Source organism: Fredinandcohnia onubensis (assembly GCF_002734215.1).
GTDB classification, from domain to species: domain Bacteria; phylum Bacillota; class Bacilli; order Bacillales; family Bacillaceae_L; genus Ferdinandcohnia; species Ferdinandcohnia onubensis.
Genome location: NZ_NSEB01000004.1, coordinates 115,337 through 133,717 on the forward strand (window position 1 = coordinate 115,337; position 18,381 = coordinate 133,717).

Annotated in this window: 13 protein-coding genes; 10 read left to right on the top strand and 3 right to left on the bottom strand. The window is 38.3% G+C overall.

Annotation, left to right across the window (positions count from 1 at the left end; all coding sequences use genetic code 11):
* Positions 1-11 precede the first annotated feature (11 nt).
* The 8 genes from CKK03_RS03590 to CKK03_RS03625 all read left to right on the top strand — a co-directional run bounded on the left by CKK03_RS03590 (position 12) and on the right by CKK03_RS03625 (position 9,430).
* Positions 12-1,586: an FAD-dependent oxidoreductase gene (locus CKK03_RS03590; protein WP_099361792.1), complete on the top strand. Its 1,575-nt coding sequence runs from the start codon at positions 12-14 to the stop codon at positions 1,584-1,586.
* Positions 1,587-1,602: 16 nt separating this feature from the next.
* Positions 1,603-2,784 carry an alpha amylase family protein gene (locus tag CKK03_RS03595; protein ID WP_180271134.1) on the top strand — a complete coding sequence of 394 codons (1,182 nt, stop codon included), beginning with the start codon at positions 1,603-1,605 and terminating at the stop codon, positions 2,782-2,784.
* 14 nt (positions 2,785-2,798) lie between these two features.
* On the top strand, positions 2,799-3,491 hold the full coding sequence (locus tag CKK03_RS03600) for an N-acetylmannosamine-6-phosphate 2-epimerase (RefSeq protein ID WP_099361262.1): 693 nt from the start codon (positions 2,799-2,801) through the stop codon (positions 3,489-3,491).
* An 83-nt stretch (positions 3,492-3,574) separates the two neighbouring features.
* Positions 3,575-4,453, top strand: coding sequence for an ROK family protein (locus CKK03_RS03605; RefSeq protein ID WP_099361263.1), 879 nt, complete (start codon positions 3,575-3,577; stop codon positions 4,451-4,453).
* Positions 4,454-4,626: 173 nt separating this feature from the next.
* Positions 4,627-5,358 carry an alpha/beta hydrolase gene (locus tag CKK03_RS03610; protein ID WP_180271135.1) on the top strand — a complete coding sequence of 244 codons (732 nt, stop codon included), beginning with the start codon at positions 4,627-4,629 and terminating at the stop codon, positions 5,356-5,358.
* Positions 5,359-5,411: 53 nt separating this feature from the next.
* Positions 5,412-7,280 (top strand): beta-N-acetylhexosaminidase, encoded by a 1,869-nt coding sequence (locus CKK03_RS03615; protein WP_099361265.1) that lies wholly within the window; start codon positions 5,412-5,414, stop codon positions 7,278-7,280.
* A gap of 89 nt (positions 7,281-7,369) precedes the next feature.
* The gene (locus tag CKK03_RS03620) at positions 7,370-8,428 is read left to right on the top strand and encodes an SGNH/GDSL hydrolase family protein (protein ID WP_099361266.1); all 1,059 of its coding nucleotides are present in this window, start codon (positions 7,370-7,372) and stop codon (positions 8,426-8,428) included.
* A gap of 51 nt (positions 8,429-8,479) precedes the next feature.
* Positions 8,480-9,430 carry an acetylxylan esterase gene (locus CKK03_RS03625; RefSeq protein ID WP_180271136.1) on the top strand — a complete coding sequence of 317 codons (951 nt, stop codon included), beginning with the start codon at positions 8,480-8,482 and terminating at the stop codon, positions 9,428-9,430.
* Positions 9,431-9,514: 84 nt separating this feature from the next.
* Here the strand turns inward: CKK03_RS03625 and CKK03_RS03630 are convergent, their stop codons facing one another.
* Complete coding sequence (locus CKK03_RS03630; RefSeq protein WP_099361268.1) at positions 9,515-12,190, bottom strand: P-loop NTPase family protein; 2,676 nt, start codon at positions 12,188-12,190, stop codon at positions 9,515-9,517.
* 882 nt (positions 12,191-13,072) lie between these two features.
* On the opposite strand from CKK03_RS03630, the gene CKK03_RS03635 reads away from it, so the two are divergent.
* Positions 13,073-15,226, top strand: coding sequence for a hypothetical protein (locus tag CKK03_RS03635; RefSeq protein WP_180271137.1), 2,154 nt, complete (start codon positions 13,073-13,075; stop codon positions 15,224-15,226).
* 239 nt (positions 15,227-15,465) lie between these two features.
* Positions 15,466-16,902, top strand: coding sequence for a lipopolysaccharide biosynthesis protein (locus tag CKK03_RS03640; protein ID WP_099361270.1), 1,437 nt, complete (start codon positions 15,466-15,468; stop codon positions 16,900-16,902).
* 74 nt (positions 16,903-16,976) lie between these two features.
* On the opposite strand, the gene CKK03_RS24105 is transcribed toward CKK03_RS03640, so the two are convergent.
* Both CKK03_RS24105 and tagU read right to left on the bottom strand, forming a co-directional pair.
* A complete protein-coding gene (locus CKK03_RS24105) occupies positions 16,977-17,108 on the bottom strand; it encodes a hypothetical protein (protein ID WP_281254467.1) in 132 nt (43 codons plus the stop codon).
* Between the two features lie 175 nt (positions 17,109-17,283).
* The gene (gene tagU / locus CKK03_RS03645; RefSeq protein ID WP_099361271.1) at positions 17,284-18,240 is read right to left on the bottom strand and encodes a polyisoprenyl-teichoic acid--peptidoglycan teichoic acid transferase TagU; all 957 of its coding nucleotides are present in this window, start codon (positions 18,238-18,240) and stop codon (positions 17,284-17,286) included.
* Positions 18,241-18,381 lie beyond the last annotated feature (141 nt).

An 18,381-nucleotide genomic window follows, 5' to 3' on the forward strand; every position in this document is an offset into this window, starting at 1 on the left:
TGCTGCTAGTGATGGAGCGCAGATTTTCAGATGTTGTTGTGATTGGTGGAGGTTTAGGAGGGTGTATGGCTTCCTTGGCTGTTGCCAAAATGGGGTTAAAGGTCATTATGACGGAAGAAACTGATTGGCTAGGTGGACAGCTTACGAGTCAGGCAGTACCTCCAGATGAACATAAATGGATTGAAAGATATGGTTGTACCGCCACTTACCGTGAATTTCGGGATCGCGTGCGCCAATATTATCGGGATAACTATCCGCTTACGCAGGAAGCAATGGAAAACGACATATTGAATCCTGGAAATGGTTGGGTAAGTCGGTTAGCGCATGAACCAAAGGTTTCATTAAAAGTAATTGAGGATATGCTTGCCCCATATATTAATAGCGGGAGAATAACAATCCTCTACAACTATAAGCCTTTAGAGGCAAAGACAGAAGAGGACGTCGTAAAATCTGTCACAGTTACTCACGTCAGTGAGCCTAAAAAAATCGAGTTGATCGGTCAATATTTTTTAGATGCTACCGAAAGTGGAGATGTTTTACCCATTGCCGGTGTTGAATATGTAACGGGAGCAGAATCGATTAAGGAAACTGGTGAACCGCATGCTTTAGAAAAAGCGGATCCACTCGATATGCAATCCTTTACCTATGTGTTCGCAGTGGACTATGTAGAGGGCGGAAATTTTGTAATCGATAAGCCCGAACAGTATGACTTTTGGCGTGAATATATGCCGAGTTTCTCTCATTTGCCTCTCTTTAGCTGGTATGCAACAGATGCGGATGATACATCAAAGCTCAAGCAGTTTACGCTTTTCCCTAATGATGAAGGTATTCCTTCCTTATTTACCTATCGAAGAATACTAGATACAGAGAATTTGGAAGGGAATTTGTATGAGGGTGATATTTCCCTTATCAATTGGGCGCAAAATGACTATTTTCTAGGCCCAATCTATGAAGTGCCTGAAGAAGAAATTGAAAAAAACCTATTGAATGCAAAACAACAAAGCTTGTCACTTTTATATTGGTTGCAAACGGAAGCGCCAAGACTGGATGGTGGGAAGGGATTCCCTGGTTTACGACTTCGAAAGGATGTATTAGACACGGAGGATGGCCTGGCGAAATATCCATACATTCGTGAATCGAGAAGAATTAAAGCCGTCTACACCATTACAGAACATGACGTTAGCAAAGAAATAAGAGGGGACCAAGGGATTTGTGAGTATTATGATAGCGTTGGTGTTGGAAGCTATCATTTAGATTTACATCACACAACGGTATCAAACCGTAGCTTTTATATCCCGAATTATCCATACGAAATACCGCTTGGCGCCCTATTGCCAGTACGTGTAAAGAATTTGATTCCTGCTTGTAAGAACATAGGAACTACCCAAATTACAAATGGTTGCTACAGGCTTCATCCAACAGAATGGAATATAGGAGAATCAGCGGGATATTTAGTGGCGTATTCACTATTGAACAATGTGACTCCACATCAGATAAGAGAACAGCAGGAGAGCTTAGAGGAATATCAAAATCTATTAGTAAATCATGGCGTTCAGCTTCACTGGCCAGATGATATTGACCTATAAGGAGGGCGAAGACCAAATGGGACAACCAAACATATTATGGGTTGACTTTTTAGCCAATGGTTCTCGATTATTAGACCCGGATAAAATGAAAGAGTTAATCAAACATGCCGTTAGATGCGAGATTACACATCTAGTAGTTGATGCAAAAATTCCATATGGATTCACAACGTACCCAAGTGAGTTTGCCTATCATGTAAGTGAATTGAAGGATGAACAATACCATGATTGGAAAGGCCGAGACTTTCTTCAAGAAATGATTCATCATGCAAAAGGGTCTGGGATGAAAGTGATCGCAAATGTCGATGTATTTGCAGAAGGAAATGGAATCGATAAAGAAGGAATGGTCTATGCCAAGCCTGAGTGGCAGGTAGTTCACTATGACCAGGCCCTTTCAAATATGCCGACAGCTGCGGAGAATCACAATGATCCAACGGTATTTGTGAATCCGATTCATCCAGAAGTAGAGGCTTATGAACTAAACATCGTTCAAGAAATTGTAAGTAACTATGAAATAGATGGTGTTGTTTTAGACAGATGCCGCTATCCGAACATTTATGGAGATTTTAGTAGTTTGAGCCGTTCGAAATTTGAAGCTTATATTGGGGAAAAAGTTAAAAACTGGCCGCAGGATATTATGACTGTTGAGGATAAGAAACCTGTATTTGGTCGCCTTTTTCCGAAATGGGCGGAGTTCCGTGCGAAAAATATTAAAAATTTTGTTCAAAAAGCAAAAAATGTGGTTAAAACAAGGAATTCAGATTTGATTTTCACAATCTATGTGGGTTCGTGGTATCCATTGTATTATAACGAAGGCGTCAACTGGGGCAGTGAGACCTATCACCCTTCTTTCGATTGGACATCTGATACGCACAATACGTCTGGATATGCAGAGGAATTTGATTTTATCATGACAGGCTGCTATTACCCAGAGGTAACGATTGAGGAAGCGTTAGTCAACGAAAGACCTGCAACTTGGTATAGTGTTGAGGGCGCGATTGAAATGAGTAAGGAAGCAATTAATGGACAAATTCCTGTGATTGCTAGCTTATATTTAAAAGATTATACCGACAATGTTGAACAATTTAAGAAGGCTGTGCAGCTTTGTAAGGAAAAATCAAATGGAGTTATGCTATTTGACACAGTGTATTTAGAGGATTATCAGTGGTGGGATGAGCTAGAAAAATCCATTAGTAAGTAACTGGAGTGGATGAGATGGAGAACAAACAAGGGTTTTTTGACAAAATATATAGAAAGTTAGTTGTGTCTTGCCAAGCGTTGCCTGATGAGCCTCTTCATAGCTCCTATATCATGAGTAAGATGGCGGTGGCTGCAACTCAGGCGGGTGCAAGTGGTATCAGGGCTAATAGTGTTGAGGATATCCATGAGATAAAGAAGGTAACCGATCTACCAATCATCGGAATCATTAAACAGGATTACGATAATTCGGAGGTCTTTATCACTCCAACATTAAAAGAAATTGAGCTTCTTGTAAATGAAGGTGTCGATATGATTGCACTAGATGCGACAAGCCGACTAAGACCAGATGGCCATACAATTACTGAGATTTTTCCAGAAATCAGACGAAGATATCCCGATCAACTCTTTATGGCAGACTGCTCTACCTTAGAAGAGGGCATTCAAGCAGAAAAATTAGGATTTGATGCGGTTGGAACCACATTGTCAGGCTATACCGAATACACGAAGAATGTAAAATTACCTAATATTGATTTGATAAAAGAATTTGTGGAACGTTTGAGTGTACCAATCATTGCTGAGGGTGGAATCTCGTCACCCGAGGAATTAAAGGAAGTCATGGCAACAGGAGTCCATTCAGCCGTAGTTGGATCCGCAATCACACGACCACAAGAAATCACAAAACGATTCCTAAACGCTTTACAGGATTAGGGACAGAGGGACAGGTCCCTTGTCCCTGTAAAAATATGGTGGGACGAGGGACCTGTCCTCGTGACCCATGAGGTGAGAGAGAGATGAAAATATTTGCTGCGGATATTGGTGGGACCTCGATCAAAATCTGTGTGACTGATGAGAGCGGTACGGCACAGATTTTTGATGAGGTTGAAACGGAAAGTAAAAAAGGTGGCCCACATATTATTCAAAAATTGGGAGATATCATCGCAAACTACCCAGACATAGACGCAATCAGCATTAGTACGGCTGGTCAGGTGAATAGCGAAGAAGGGTATATTATCTTTGCAAATGAAAATCTACCAAACTATACCGGTACCCGGATAAAGGATTTACTAGAATCAAGGTTTAACATACCTGTGAAGGTAGAAAACGATGTGAATGCAGCAGCTCTTGGTGAAAAATATTATGGGGTTGGCAAGGAATATCGTGATTTTCTGTTTTTAACATTTGGAACAGGTATCGGTGGAGCGATTGTGATTGATTCAAAGCTGTATCGCGGTTTTACTGGCAGTGCAGGTGAATTTGGTCACATGAATCTATATCCGAATGGGATTCAGTGCGGTTGTGGAAAGTTAGGGTGCTATGAACAATATGGCTCCACAACAGCCCTTATCAGGGAAGCGAAAAAGGTTAATGCCGACTGCACGAACGGTAGACAGCTGTTTGAAATGATTCAGCATGGTGATGAACAGTTATATGAAGTTTTTGATAATTGGACGAATGAAGTTGCTCTGGGTCTTGCTAGTTTAATTCATATCTTCAACCCTCCTTGTGTTATTTTAGGTGGAGGCATTATGGAACAGGACTTAGCTGTCAAACTTGTATCTGATAAAGTTCAAAAACACATTATGGACAGTTATTCAGGTGTTGAAATTTTGAGATCCAAAAATGGCAATAAATCTGGGCTTTACGGAGCGATTTCGCTTCACAAAATTTAGCTATTAAAGTGAAGCTTCATTCCAGTGGGGGTACCACATCCCCCACTGAATGTTAGTTAAACCAATCGGGCTTTTACTGGCAGTGATCCCCTCCACTTATACTTCTTCGCTATTGAAAAGTCCTGAAGTGGGGATCTAACTGCCAGTTAATGCGGGAAAAGGGGCTAAATACAATGAATAAATCCAATCGAACATTTTATAGTTCTCATTTAAACAAAACTCTAGATTACATGGTTTTAACGTTAAGTGAAAATATTGAGGATGCTTATCTATTATATGTCCAGGATGGCCGTGACTATTTAGAACTAGGTGGATTGGAAAATGCAATTCAGGATTTAGTACGTGGGAATCCTGAGTTGGCCAGCCACCTTGTACTCGTGCTGATTCACCCTGGAGATTCGATTGAAAGATGGGAATCGTTTAGTAGATCAGGATCTTCCTTTCATCAATACCTGCGTTTTATGAATGATGAATTCATTCCTGAGTTTGAAAAAAACCTAGGCGCTAGCATTTCTAAAAGAGGTCTCCTTGGCGACTCATTAGCGGGGAATATAAGTTTAAATATCGCATTAGAGAAGCCGGAAAGCTGGACGCACTTATTGCTACAGTCTCCGGCTATTTCTGATGGGGATATTCAGCGGGTAGGAGAGGTGGACGTTTCTGGATGGAATGTGCTACAAACCGTTGGGACTTATGAAGATGAATTTGTATCCTCGATATCGAATGAAAGATTGTATATCTTAACTAGAAACCGAGAGTTATATAAAAGCTTTTCATCCAAAAAGATAAACGTGAAATATATCGAAACAGAAGATGAACATCTGTGGAAAGTGTGGGAGCGGGACCTACCCCACGCACTTGAATTTTTCTGTTGGGACAGAGGGACAGGTCCCTTGTCCCTGTAAAAATATGGTGGGACGAGGGACCTGTCCCCGTGACCCAGTGAAGGAGGTTTGAGATGAGGATTCATTTTACAGGTGATTTAGCCGAGGTGCTAGATGGGGTTCGAATTCTTTGTGATGATTTGGGATTAGAAGTTACGGAGGACGGATACCCGATTGAAGTAGTAAATCGGCAAGGTCCGTTAGTCGTTACGAACAAACAGATTATCTTTGATAAAAAGATTCATTTTTTCAGAGGATTAGGGCTATGGCTTCAACACAAAGAAAGGAACAATGATTTCCATCTAACCGAAGAGCCTCAATTTGAAACAAGTGGAGCGATGATTGATGTATCTAGAAACGCGGTTTTAACGGTAGACGGCATTAAAATGCTGCTGCGTAAAATGGCCGTGATGGGCCTAAACATGGCGATGGTTTATACAGAGGATACGTATGAGGTTCCAGAAGTTCCTTACTTCGGATATATGCGTGGGAGATATACGGAAAAGGAAATTCGTGATTGTGATGAGTATGCTTTTCAATTAGGGATTGAAATGATACCGTGTATCCAAACATTGGCCCATTTAAAGGAAGCACTGAAATGGGGTTATGCGAATGAAATTAAGGATACAGATGATATACTGCTCGTCGGTGAACCGAAAACCTACGAGTTTTTAAAACATTTGATTGAGGCAGCTGTTAGACCGTATCGGACAAAAAGGATCCATATCGGAATGGATGAAGCCTTGCAGTTAGGTCGCGGTAAGTATATGGAGAAAAATGGGTATGATGACCGTTTTGAAATTATGAACAAGCACCTTCAGGAAGTTGTATCAATTACCGAGGAATTCGGCTTGGAACCAATGATTTGGAGTGATATGTATTTTCGTTTAGCTTCTAAAAACGGGAATTATTATGACTTTGATGAGACGGTATTGGAACAGGTTAAACAATCTATTCCTAACGTCCAAATGGTGTATTGGGATTACTATCATGCCGAAGAGGAATTTTATGAGGGAATGTTAAATACCCATAAACGAATCGTATCGGATCCACTTTTTGCAGGCGGTATATGGACCTGGAATGGAATCTCTCCGAACTATGCGAGGGCCTTTCGAAATTCGGAGGCCGCATTAAATGCCTGTAGAAAAACAGGAATTAAAGAAGTATTTACAACAATGTGGGGTGACAATGGAGCTGAAACTCCAATTCAAACCGCGCTTCCAGGACTGCAATTGTTTGCTGAGCACACATATCATCAAGAGGTGAGCCGAGAACATTTGGAAGAACGTTTTTATTACTGCACAGGTTATCAGTTAAATGATTTCTTTTTGTTAAACCAAATGGATGAGATCCCAGGAGTCATGGAGGATAACTTATATTCCTCAAATTCGTCTAAATTCTTGCTTTGGCAGGATGTGTTAATGGGACTGTTTGATGAAAATATAAAAGGATTGCCGATTGCTGACCATTACAAGGGTTTAGTGGAAAAGCTAAAGACAGCTAAGGAACGCAATCTAGGTGCTGAAAAATTGTTTCACTTTTATGAGCAACTAGCAAAAGTCTTAAGTGAAAAGGCTGAGTTGGGAATTGAGCTAAAGCTTGCCTATGATAACGGGGATAAAACCGGGGTAAAGGTGTGCCTTGAAAAGGTAGAGCTTCTTAGAGTAGAAATTGATGCTTTACGAAAGGCAAACAGGGATGTATGGTTTACCGTCAATAAACCGTTTGGATGGGAAGTTCTAGACATGCGATACGGCGGCTTACTAACACGGATCGAAACAGCAGACTATCGGTTGAATCAATGGCTGAACGGTAACATTTCAACACTGGCAGAACTAGAAGAAGTGCGACTTCGTTACGACGGTCCAGAACAATTCCCTGAAAACGTAACACTAGGAAGAGGCGAAACCTACAACCGAATCGCCACAGCAAGCGCAACATAAGTCTGGGACAGAGGGACAGGTCCCTTGTCCCTGTAAAAAAATGGTGGGACGAGGGACCTGTCCCCTTGACCCAAATGGGGGGATGAAAAATGCAAGAGGAGTTGCAGTGGTACAGTCCAAAAGAAAAGCCTTTTCGTTTAAGTGGTTTTGCGTGGTTTAATGAGGAAGAACGATATCGGCGACTTCCTGTCAATCCGGAATATCATATTCCGCCACGTGTGGATGAATTAGCGGATCATACTTCCGGTGGGCAAATTAGTTTTCGGACAAATGCTACAAAGCTTGAAATAAAAGTAAAGCTAACGGATGCAGCCTACATGGGGCATATGACGGCCTCTGGTCAATGTGGGTTTGATGTATACGTGGGGGAACCTGGGCAACAACAGTATTATACAACTGCGATTCCATCACTAGACGATCAATCTTATGAGAAAATGGTATGGGATTTTACCAATAGTAATCAGCACTCGAGTGAGCATTTCAGAGAGGTAACGTTGTATTTTCCTTTGTATCAGGGGGTAGAAGAGGTTTTAATCGGAACTAATCCAAGTGCAATTATTAAACCGCCTACTCCGTATTCTTCAGATAAACGAGTGATTTTCTATGGTACATCCATTACGCAGGGGGCTTGTGCCAGTAGGCCCGGCATGTCGTACACAAATATCCTTAACCGAAGATTTAATTTTGAATTTATTAATCTAGGATTCTCCGGAAGTGGGAGAGGTGAGCAAGGAGTGGCCTTAACCATCAGAGAAATCGAACGGCCAGCCTGCTTTGTCCTCGATTATGAGGCAAATGTTTCATACAAGGAATATAAAGAGACACTACTTCCTTTTATCGAAACCTATCGGGAAGTTCATCCGGATGCTCCTATTGTCATAGTGTCACGAATTCCATTTGTACTGGATAAAGAAATTGGAGAGTACGAGGATTATCAAAACCGTAGAGAGTACTCGAAATCAACTGTGGAAAAATTAAAGCAACAAGGCGATAAAAATATTTCATTTATAGATGGATCTACATTGTTAGGGGAATACTGGCATGAATGCACAGTCGATGGAATCCATCCGAATGACCTAGGATTCATGGAAATGGCAAATCGTATGGAGAGTGCGTTTGCATTTTTAAAGACTCATAAAGGTGATTAGTAGTTCCTAGTCACTGTCAAGAAACGATTAAAAGTATTTGGGAGGGTTATTTTGTTATATTTCGAACAACAAATCAAAGAATATGAAACATATAAACCACCTTTAACAAAGACGAAGGACTTCCATACATTTTGGGAAGATACGTTAAAAGAGTCTGAGCAACTCCCTTTGCAAAGCCATTTACTAAAAGAAGAATATCCGATTAAGCAGATCGACGCCTATAACGTTACCTACCAAGGATTTGGTGGGACACCAATAAGAGGACATTATATTTTACCGAAAGAAGCCAAGGAAAACCTGCCTTGTATCATTTTGTACCATGGTTATGGCATGGATAAGGGGTCTATTTCAGATTATATGAAATGGGTTATACAGGGATATGCAGTTCTAGCGATTGATAATCGTGGGCATGGTGAGAGTAGCGACGACTCTGGCTACATGACTGGAACAAATGGGACATGGGTGTTACATGGTATTCTAGACAAAACCGAATATTATTATCGAAAAGTATACATCGATAATAAACGTGCAATCGATTTTCTGTTTACAAGACCTGAAATCGATAAAAGTCGGATTTGTATTTATGGTGGAAGCATGGGTGGAGGAATCTCCCTAGCCGTGGCAGCCTTAGATAATCGGCCAAAATTAGTAATAGCTGATGTGCCGAATATGTGTAATATTGAACTAGCTATTCAGCTGAAGCTAGAAGGATCGTTAGTTAGCCTCGAGAATTACTTTGCAAGATATCCTGAAAAGACACATCAAGTTTTCAATAACCTAAGTTACTTTGATAATCTGAATTTTGCTTCCATGATAAAAAGTAAGACGAGAGTAACAATTGCGCTGAAAGATCCGGTTTGTCCACCACAATCGATTTTTGGTGTATATAATCACATTGAAGCAGAGAAGAGTTATGTCGTTTATCCGTTTACTGGACATAACGTTGGGGGCATTAGCTCACATCTTGATGATACGCTTAAATATGTAAATGAAAATTTATAAAAGTAAGAAGTTCACGAAAACTTTATGAGAACAAACAAGGCACAAAGAGTAGCTAAAACCACTCATTGTGCCTATTTGTGTTTATTAGGATTGGGGAAGCGAACCTGTCCCAGTGTCCCCAGCTGCTGGGACAAGGGACCTGTCCCTGCGTCCCACTATTTTTTCGTAGTGTACGAGTCTTGTTTCGAATAGTTTTAATGGGTCGTAGTAGACTTCTGGGTTTGATTTCATTTTTGCCAAGGTTTCTTTGTCTTGTTCTATACGGTCTTTTGTTTGGTCGATTGCTCGTGAAAGTCCATCTAAAGGTTCCTTATAGAATAAGCTGACATCCTGAGGCAATGACCGCTTGAAAAAGTCGAATTGCTGCCAGAACTTACGTTGGATGGATTCCACAACTTCAGCGTAAGAAGCATTTTCTACATATTTTTTGTACTGGTTGAGCATGTAGGATTGCTGTTTTTGTGGTAGCAAGCCCAACACTTTGCCTGCGCCTTTTAGCAATACTTGCGCTGGATTGTGGCGAAGCATGATGTTCTCCTTATCAATTTGGATTTGATAAGTCATGCGACCAATGTCTCGGCGCCAGTCCTCAACGACTTTAAAGTCACATTCCAACTTAAGCTCTTTTTCAGGATAGACCTCAGACAGTGACTGAGTCATGTCATTTAAATATTCTTGAGTTGCAACCAACTTCGAATTGGAGTTTTCGAGCCACTCTTGAAGCTTAGTAGAAAGACCTGGTATAACCTCTTGATGGAATAAACGCTGAATCTCTTCGTTCATTTTTTCATTTAACTCAATATGCAATTGGTTGAGGTTGCTGTCTTCTGTAATAATCTCCGAGCAGCCTGTAAGGATCTTTGGTATTTTTTCAGAAAGATCTCGTTTAACGTCCGCGATTACTTTGGAGAATGAATCCGTAATCTCTTTACTTTTCTCGGTTTCCTTATCATGAAGGCTATTTAAAAATCCAGCTAACCTTGTATTGTATTCTTCATTATGCGCGATTACATCGAGTAATTTGTTCTCTGCATCGGCACGTTTTTTCAATAGGCTTGAAATCACTTTTCTCAATAAAAATAGGGTTTTTCCAACACGATAATTCGTTCCGAAGCCTATTTTAATATCGCGTAAGAAGTTCATGTTTCTTACTGAATGAATCACCGCATCTGGGAAGTATTCCTGTATTTTCACTGTGTCCAATGTATTACGCAATACAAAATGGACCGGAGTATCCTTTGCGCTATGTTTAATTTGTGCAAGATAGTCAAAATCAGCCTCTGACAGGCTTTCTGCATCGCTCACGAATAATACGCCATCGACAACTGGTAAGAAGCCGAACGTTTTTCTCTTCTCCATAAAATACTCTTTATATCCAGTGGTATTCAATCGCAGTTCAGACGTTCGTAACTGGGCAGATGGCACTGTCACCTCTAAAATAGAGTCTGGAGTAATGGCTTCCTCCGGACTTGGCAGAGGATGACGACCAGCGTCCGACACGTCGGATATCCCTTTTTCTGCTCCGTATTGAATGCTTGTAAAATTAGAAAGAGTTGGAGTCAGCAATTCCTCATCTAAAATGGAATTTACAAATGAAAACTTACCTTTTCCTAGAACAAGTAAATTCGTTGTTTTCGTATCAAAAAGTTGATCAAAGCCCCATATTAAACGGTCGCTTGTTTCGATATTATTTTTTTGAGCCCAATCAATGATTGTTTTCATGAAGTGTTGGCATTCATCCAGCGATAATGAACGACTATGTGCGTTTTCTACGACAATTTCAGCCTCTTTTACGATTACCATTTTGATGGCGGAAGGGAAAATATCATCCCACGCAAGGATGGCTGCCGCTGCAGCTAACCCATTAGTTGCAGTCGTTGTATTTAACCAATTGACCAGTAATTTTGGCATAAGCTGCCCGATATCACGTAGTAAATAATCACCAGTCGTTAATCCAAGATACGCTTCCTCGAATAAATGAGTAATGGTATGCCACTGTTCGTAAGGATTAATCTCTAAATCCTTCATGATTTTTACGACCGCTTGAAGCCAGTTTAGATATTCGCTTGTATTCTGGTAGCTTTTCCAAACAGCTGCCATTAGCTGTTTAAATCTTGCTTGGTCAAGTTCGTATAACTTGCGCAATACCGAAACGAATGTATCAGGTGCAAATGAACTGCTATGCCCTAATTCGCAGTAATCAATTAAAGCGTCAAACCATTCAAGACCCTCTGTTCGCTTCGTTTCATTGATAGCCAGTTCAATCGCATTTTTCCAATCTTCTTGTTCCTCGTAAAAATGCTTGGCAACCCTTGTAATGTTTGGATAATCGGGATTTCCTTCAACTGCTTCCTGAATAACACGGTAAGCTGCATCAATCTTGTTATCCTCAAGATAAAGTGAGAATAGGCTCAACGAAACCTCACTGGTCAGGGTTTTATTACTCGAAATAATTGAGCCATACACTTCATCCGCATTTGAGAGCAAGCCAAGCTCATAATACGCATCCGCAATGTTTTTCTTCGCCCACGGCTCTAAGTCGTTCGAGATGTTCTCCCACTTATAAATCGCCGCCTCATAATCCTTGTAATGAAAATAAATTTCCCCTTGCGCAAAGCGTATATAGGACAGGTCATACAGCTCCTTCTCCTGTTCAGCCATATATGCCTCACCAAGAATCTCAACCGGATGCCTCGTGTCATTTTCAGAAATAAACGTTTGATAATACGTCTTCGTAATAAACTCATGCTCAGATGTCATATGTAAACCTCCAATGCTCAGACAGTGGAATCGAGTCGGTGGGTCCTCGCCCATTGGGCAGATCCCCATCAAGGTCTCGCCACGCTCTGGGACAAGGGACCTGTCCCTGTGTCCCACTGTCTTTTGATGTTTAATTTGGTTCATTTGTTCTTTTATAGGTATTCGTATACCGAATCATATATTAATACGTTTTAAAAGCTGATTTTATGTCGATTATTGGAGAAATGAAAATAGTAATCTATTTAAAATGAAATGTGCCTTAAAAGGATTGTACTAAATAGGAATGCTTTGTTCAATTAAACGTCCTTTAAGTCGTATGTGCTGAAGGAATAAGGAGCTATGTGAAAAATAGTGGGCCGGCGGACCCCGTCTCTCGCCAAACCAATAAGAAGGACCAAATCATTTGATTTGGTCCCTTTTCATATTAAGAATTTTTTTATTTCTTCTATTTAATGTTTTGTCATTCTTTTTCACCTTATATCTAAAAAGTTCTCTTAAAAAAATTACTGTTAATGTTATCAGTTTAATAATAAACAGAATTTTCCTCATGATATCCTCCATTTTTCTACCTCTGAGAATCGGACGGGTCCTTCTGTATTTTACCATATACATACGTAATTGAAAGTGGGTCAAGGGACAGGTACTCTTATCCCAGAATGTCTCACACTGTCATTTGATGTTAAATTTGGTTCATTTGTCCTTTTAGGTAGTCGAATACCATATCATAAATATATACGAAGTTATCACTCGGATTATGTCGGTTAATGTAATTCAATGAATATATACGAATATTAATATAGAACACTTGAAAAATTCACTATATACATGTTCTAATACAAGATATAATTAGTATATATGATTTTTGAAAAAGGGGCGAAACAAGTGATTGGGTTGAAAAGGCTTTCTTGTATATTGGTAGCTTCGTTTATTTTTACTATCTTTCTTGTGAATCCTAAAGTCCAAGCAATACTCTATGATGAAGGTCCGACGATTAATTTGGAATCTATAAAGGTAACTCCTAAGGATATAGGTCCAAATGAGAGAGTTACCATCAGTATGGAAGTAACAGATAACGATTCTATCGAATTAGTTACGGCAACGTTTAAATCTAAATTGAATATAAATAAATTAATTAAGCTGACATATAATTCTGACACTCATTTATATGAAGGATCCTTACTAATTAAAGATGATTTTGATATAGGTGAATGGACTTTATACGAGATATATGCACGTGATAGCAAAAATGAAGTAACCAAGATTTATGCGGACTATGTTAATGACAGTTTATTTCGTAGCGAGGATTTGACCAATCATTCCTTTTTTGTGCAAAATACAAATCCATTATCAGTTGATGTAAGTTCTATCTCTGTAACTAGAGTCTTAGGCTATGATAATCTTTTAGATTTAAGTTTTAAAATAAATAATCCTGAATTATTAGGGAGTAGGGTTGTTCGAGTTGGGTTTATGGGACCAGAGGAGGAAAACTCACTTTATCCAAACATTGAGTACTTTGATTTATATTGCGATGATGAGGGGAATGTTAATAGAAGTAGGATTACTGAACAATTTACCGAAAAACATGAGTTAGGTGAATGGAAATTAATTTCAATCTCTTTAGTCATGAAGGACCCCTTTGGAAGTAAAGTTTTATATGATACACAATACAGTGAGCAAAATTCAAGTAACAACAGGACCTTTGGAACCGCGGAGCTAAGTGCCGGAAATTTAATACTACAGAAGAGAGTATCTGGTACCCCTATGATTGATGTTTCATCAGTTCAAATTGATAAGACTGTTTATTCCGCTGGTGATACTTTGGAAATTTCGGTTAAACCAATTCAGGGGGCTGAAATCCTAAATCAAATAGGAATTAACTATTTCAACAAGGAAACGAATGAGAACATACAATTCGGAGGCTATTACGACGCGAACCAAAAAAAGTATATCATACAATCCTCTATAAGTAGCGATATTCATACAGGGGACTGGGTTGTTGACAGTGTTCTACAATATAAAGAGGATGGCAGTATATCACCATTGTATAATAGTAGATTATATGGTGAAAATCATTACGATTTTATTTCGGGTAATTTAACAATTAAACCTTATGTTAATAACCAACCAACTATCACCTATTCAACACACATACAATCATACGGATGGCAGAACTTTGTGGAAAATGGACAAATGAGTGGTACTTCTGGCGAGGCAAAACGACTAGAGGCAATAAAAATACAACTCAAAGATATATCACAAAATCAAGGTGAGGTTCAATATAAAACACATGTCCAAACCTATGGATGGCAAAATTGGGTAAGTAATGGACAGATAAGTGGAACATCAGGAGAAGGAAAACGGTTAGAAGCGATTCAAATACAGTTAACTGGAGAAATTGCATCTGCTTATGACATCTATTATCGAGTTCATGCACAGACATATGGATGGTTAGATTGGGCGAAAAATGGACAATCTGCAGGAACGTCTGGATTAGGGAAACGTCTAGAAGGAATTGAAGTAAAGCTTGTACCAAAAGGAGAATCCGCACCTGGTTCTATTACTAAACCATTTATTCAGAAAGAACCAACCGTTTCCTATTCTACACATGTCCAAACCTATGGATGGCAGGGATATGTAGAAAATGGACAAATGAGTGGAACTTCAGGACAGGCAAAACGATTAGAAGCGATAAAAATACAACTTAGAGATTTACCAACTTCAGGTGGAGTTCAGTATAAAACACATGTCCAAACCTACGGATGGCAAAATTGGGCTAGTGATGGACGAATAAGTGGAACATCAGGAGAAGCGAAAAGATTAGAAGCGATCCAAATCCAATTAACCGGTGATTTATCAAAAAGGTATGACATCTATTATCGAGTCCATGTAGAAAGCTATGGCTGGTTAGATTGGGCAAAAAATGGACAATCTTCGGGGACGGAAGGTAAGGCAAAGCGTTTGGAAGGAATAGAGATTAAAATAGTACCAAAAGGAAACGGGGCTCCTGGAAACACAACTAATCCTTTTATTAAGTAAGTATAAAGTGAAACCTGACCTTTTAGCTATAGGATTATTTTCTATGGGGATGTCTGTAATATTACAGGCATCTTCTTTTTTGTTCATTACTATTGTGTTAAAATAAAACCTTCGAAAGAATTGGTAACAACATATTAAAAATATGTTGTAAAGTACATTTTCGTTATAAGATTATGTATAATCCAATTACAAGTATTGGGGCAAAAGATAAAAATAAAAGTACAAAGTGGGATGTATGTATGATACAACAAGAATTGAAAAAAGGCATATTAATAAACTTTATAGCAAAATATAGTACAATTATTATTCAGCTTATTATTACCAGTATTTTAGCAAGGTTATTGACTCCTGAGGAATTCGGAATTGTAGCGTTAATTTTAGTTTTTATTACGTTTTTTAACATGTTAGGTGATATGGGGATAGGACCAGCTATCATTCAGAATAAAAGCCTAGATGAAAATGACATAAGAAATATATTTAATTTTACGTTAATGATAGGTGTAGTATTAGGTGCCGTTTTTGCTCTCTCAGGAAGGTTTATTGCAGACTTTTATGACAACCTTGCTTATATCAATATTAGTTTAATGTTAAGTCTCGTTGTCCTATTTTCGATTCTAAATATTGTTCCCGAAAATCTGCTTTATAAAGATAAGAGGTTTTTAACAGTTGGAATCATTGGAGTCGTTGCTAATGTTTTTTCTGGAGCAATAGCAATTATACTTGCTTATTTGGGCTATGGGTACTATGCGTTAATCTTTCAATCGATTTTATCTATTTTTATGAGATTTATCATTGGAACAAGGATTGTCAAACTTAAAATGAAGTGGCAATGGGGATTTTACTCCGTAAAGAAGATACTTAATTTCTCTACTTATCAATTTTTATTTAACTTTGTGAATTATTTTTCAAGGAACTTTGATAACCTATTGATTGGTAAAGTAATGGGACCTACTGCTCTTGGTTATTATGATAAAGCTTATAGGTTAATGCTATATCCTCTTCAAGGTATAACATTTGTCATAACACCAGTTTTACATCCGGTGCTATCCCAGTATCAGGACGATGTTAGTTATATTCATCAAGCCTATCAAAAATTAATAAATATCTTATCTTTAATTGGAGGCTTTTTCTCCGTTTATTGCTTTTTTGCGGCAGAAGAAATTATAAGAATTCTGTTTGGGGAACAATGGTTACCAAGTGTTCCTACTTTTAAAATACTAGCACTGTCATTAATATTCCAAATGGTTACTTCCAGTTCGGGATCAATCTTTCAATCAACAAATAAAGTAAAGTTTCTATTTATTTCAGGGGTTATATCATCAATTGTAAATATAACTTCAATGATTATAGGTAGTTTATTTGGAAAAATAGAATATGTAGCTTTAGGTATACTAATCGCATTTGGGCTCAACTTTTTCCAAGTATTTTTCTTGTTAGGCCGATTTGTGTTTAAATCTTCAACTTTTTCTCTGTTGAAGGAAATGAAAAATACAATAATAGTTGTAGTTATTATGGCAGGGTTCTTCTTTTTAATAAAATTTGAATTTAGTAATGTTATTATTAGCGCAGTATTTAAGTTAATAGTTGCTTCCGTTGGCTTTATAGTAGGATTGCTTGTTACTGGACAATTTAGTACGATAAAATCACTTTTTTTAAGAAGAGGTCGGAGTAACTAATCAAAACCTAAGTCTAATATACGTGTTGAAATATACAAATAAGAAAAACCGACATAAAATGTCGGTTTTTCTTATTATAATTGATTTGTTGCAATTGTTATTAAAGCACTTACTGCAATTACGACAATGGGTAATGTACAGTATAATATAATTTTATTTCTATTTTTTCTTCTTTCTACCTCTTCTGGTGTTAACCAGTGTTGCATGTGTGCTCCCCCTTTTACTCGTTACCTAAATCTACTACTTTTTTCTCTCTATTTATGAGGCTCATTGTAATCCAACAATATTATCGGCGAAATTTGTCGAAAGTTTAATAGGTCTAAGGACCTAATCTTGAGGTGGGAATTTATAGAAATGAAAGAAGCGATAAACCCATAAGGTTTATCGCTTAGTTACACTATCATTAATTTGTAAATGTTCTTTTAGCATAGTTGAAAGGGTAGTGCGTTCTGATTCAGGAACAATATAATAGTAAACTCCATCTATTTTAGTTCCACTTCCTGTTACCATAGATTGTTCAAGGCTATGACGGGCATCTTTATAGTTTTTCTGAATATCAATCATTTCATCAAATGTTAAATTGGTTTGAATGTTCTTACCAATTGCAGATAATATATCACCGAAGTTTGTGAGTGTAGAGAAGCTTGCTCCTCTTTCAATTACTGCCTGAATAATTTGTCTCTGACGATCTTGACGACCGAAATCTCCACGTGGATCTTCATATCTCATACGTGAAAAAGCCAAGGCCTCCGCTCCATCAAGAGAAATCTGACCTTCATTAAAAGTGTACCCGCCTGAACTGAACGCAAAACTATTATTTACGGTAACTCCTCCAACTGCATCAACAATGTCTTTGAAACTTTCCATATTTACCTGAACAAAATAATCAATCGGAATATCTAAAAAGTTTTCAACAGTATCAATTGCCATTTCAGGACCGCCAAATGCATAGGCATGGTTGATTTTATCTTGAAATCCTTTTCCAACAATCTCAGTTCTTGTATCACGAGGAATACTTACCATTTTCATAGATTTGTCACTTGGGTTAACTGTTAGAACGATTAAAGAGTCTGAACGACCCTTGTCTCCAGGGCGGGCGTCAACTCCCATTAGTAGGACCGAGATTGGGTCACGCTTTTCGAAAACAACATTGTCTGGACGTTTTTCCGACTTTTCGCGCTCTATTGGTTTGTGCATTGTTTCAACTGTTTTTTCTACTGAATTATATAAATAAAAGGCATATCCACCAATTCCGAGTACGACTAAAACAAAAACACTGAGTATCGAAATAAAAACCTTTTTTCCTACACTCATTTTCTTTTTATGTCGAGTTTCCATCTTATTTCTCCTTCATTGTCTAAAAATGTAAATACCTTCTAAGATTATAGTCCTATTTTCTATCAAAGGCAATAGTAATAATAGGATAATAAATTAATATAAACGTATATATTTTGTGGTAAGATACATATAATTAAAATT

Coding starts and splice junctions, on each gene's coding strand:
- CKK03_RS03595 (WP_180271134.1), top strand. CDS start 1,603: ATGGGACAACCAAACATATTATGGGTTGACTTTTTAGCCAATGGTTCT.
- CKK03_RS03600 (WP_099361262.1), top strand. CDS start 2,799: ATGGAGAACAAACAAGGGTTTTTTGACAAAATATATAGAAAGTTAGTT.
- CKK03_RS03605 (WP_099361263.1), top strand. CDS start 3,575: ATGAAAATATTTGCTGCGGATATTGGTGGGACCTCGATCAAAATCTGT.
- CKK03_RS24105 (WP_281254467.1), bottom strand. CDS start 17,108: ATGCAACACTGGTTAACACCAGAAGAGGTAGAAAGAAGAAAAAATAGA.
- CKK03_RS03590 (WP_099361792.1), top strand. CDS start 12: ATGGAGCGCAGATTTTCAGATGTTGTTGTGATTGGTGGAGGTTTAGGA.
- CKK03_RS03620 (WP_099361266.1), top strand. CDS start 7,370: ATGCAAGAGGAGTTGCAGTGGTACAGTCCAAAAGAAAAGCCTTTTCGT.
- CKK03_RS03630 (WP_099361268.1), bottom strand. CDS start 12,190: ATGACATCTGAGCATGAGTTTATTACGAAGACGTATTATCAAACGTTT.
- tagU (WP_099361271.1), bottom strand. CDS start 18,240: ATGGAAACTCGACATAAAAAGAAAATGAGTGTAGGAAAAAAGGTTTTT.
- CKK03_RS03615 (WP_099361265.1), top strand. CDS start 5,412: ATGAGGATTCATTTTACAGGTGATTTAGCCGAGGTGCTAGATGGGGTT.
- CKK03_RS03610 (WP_180271135.1), top strand. CDS start 4,627: ATGAATAAATCCAATCGAACATTTTATAGTTCTCATTTAAACAAAACT.
- CKK03_RS03640 (WP_099361270.1), top strand. CDS start 15,466: ATGATACAACAAGAATTGAAAAAAGGCATATTAATAAACTTTATAGCA.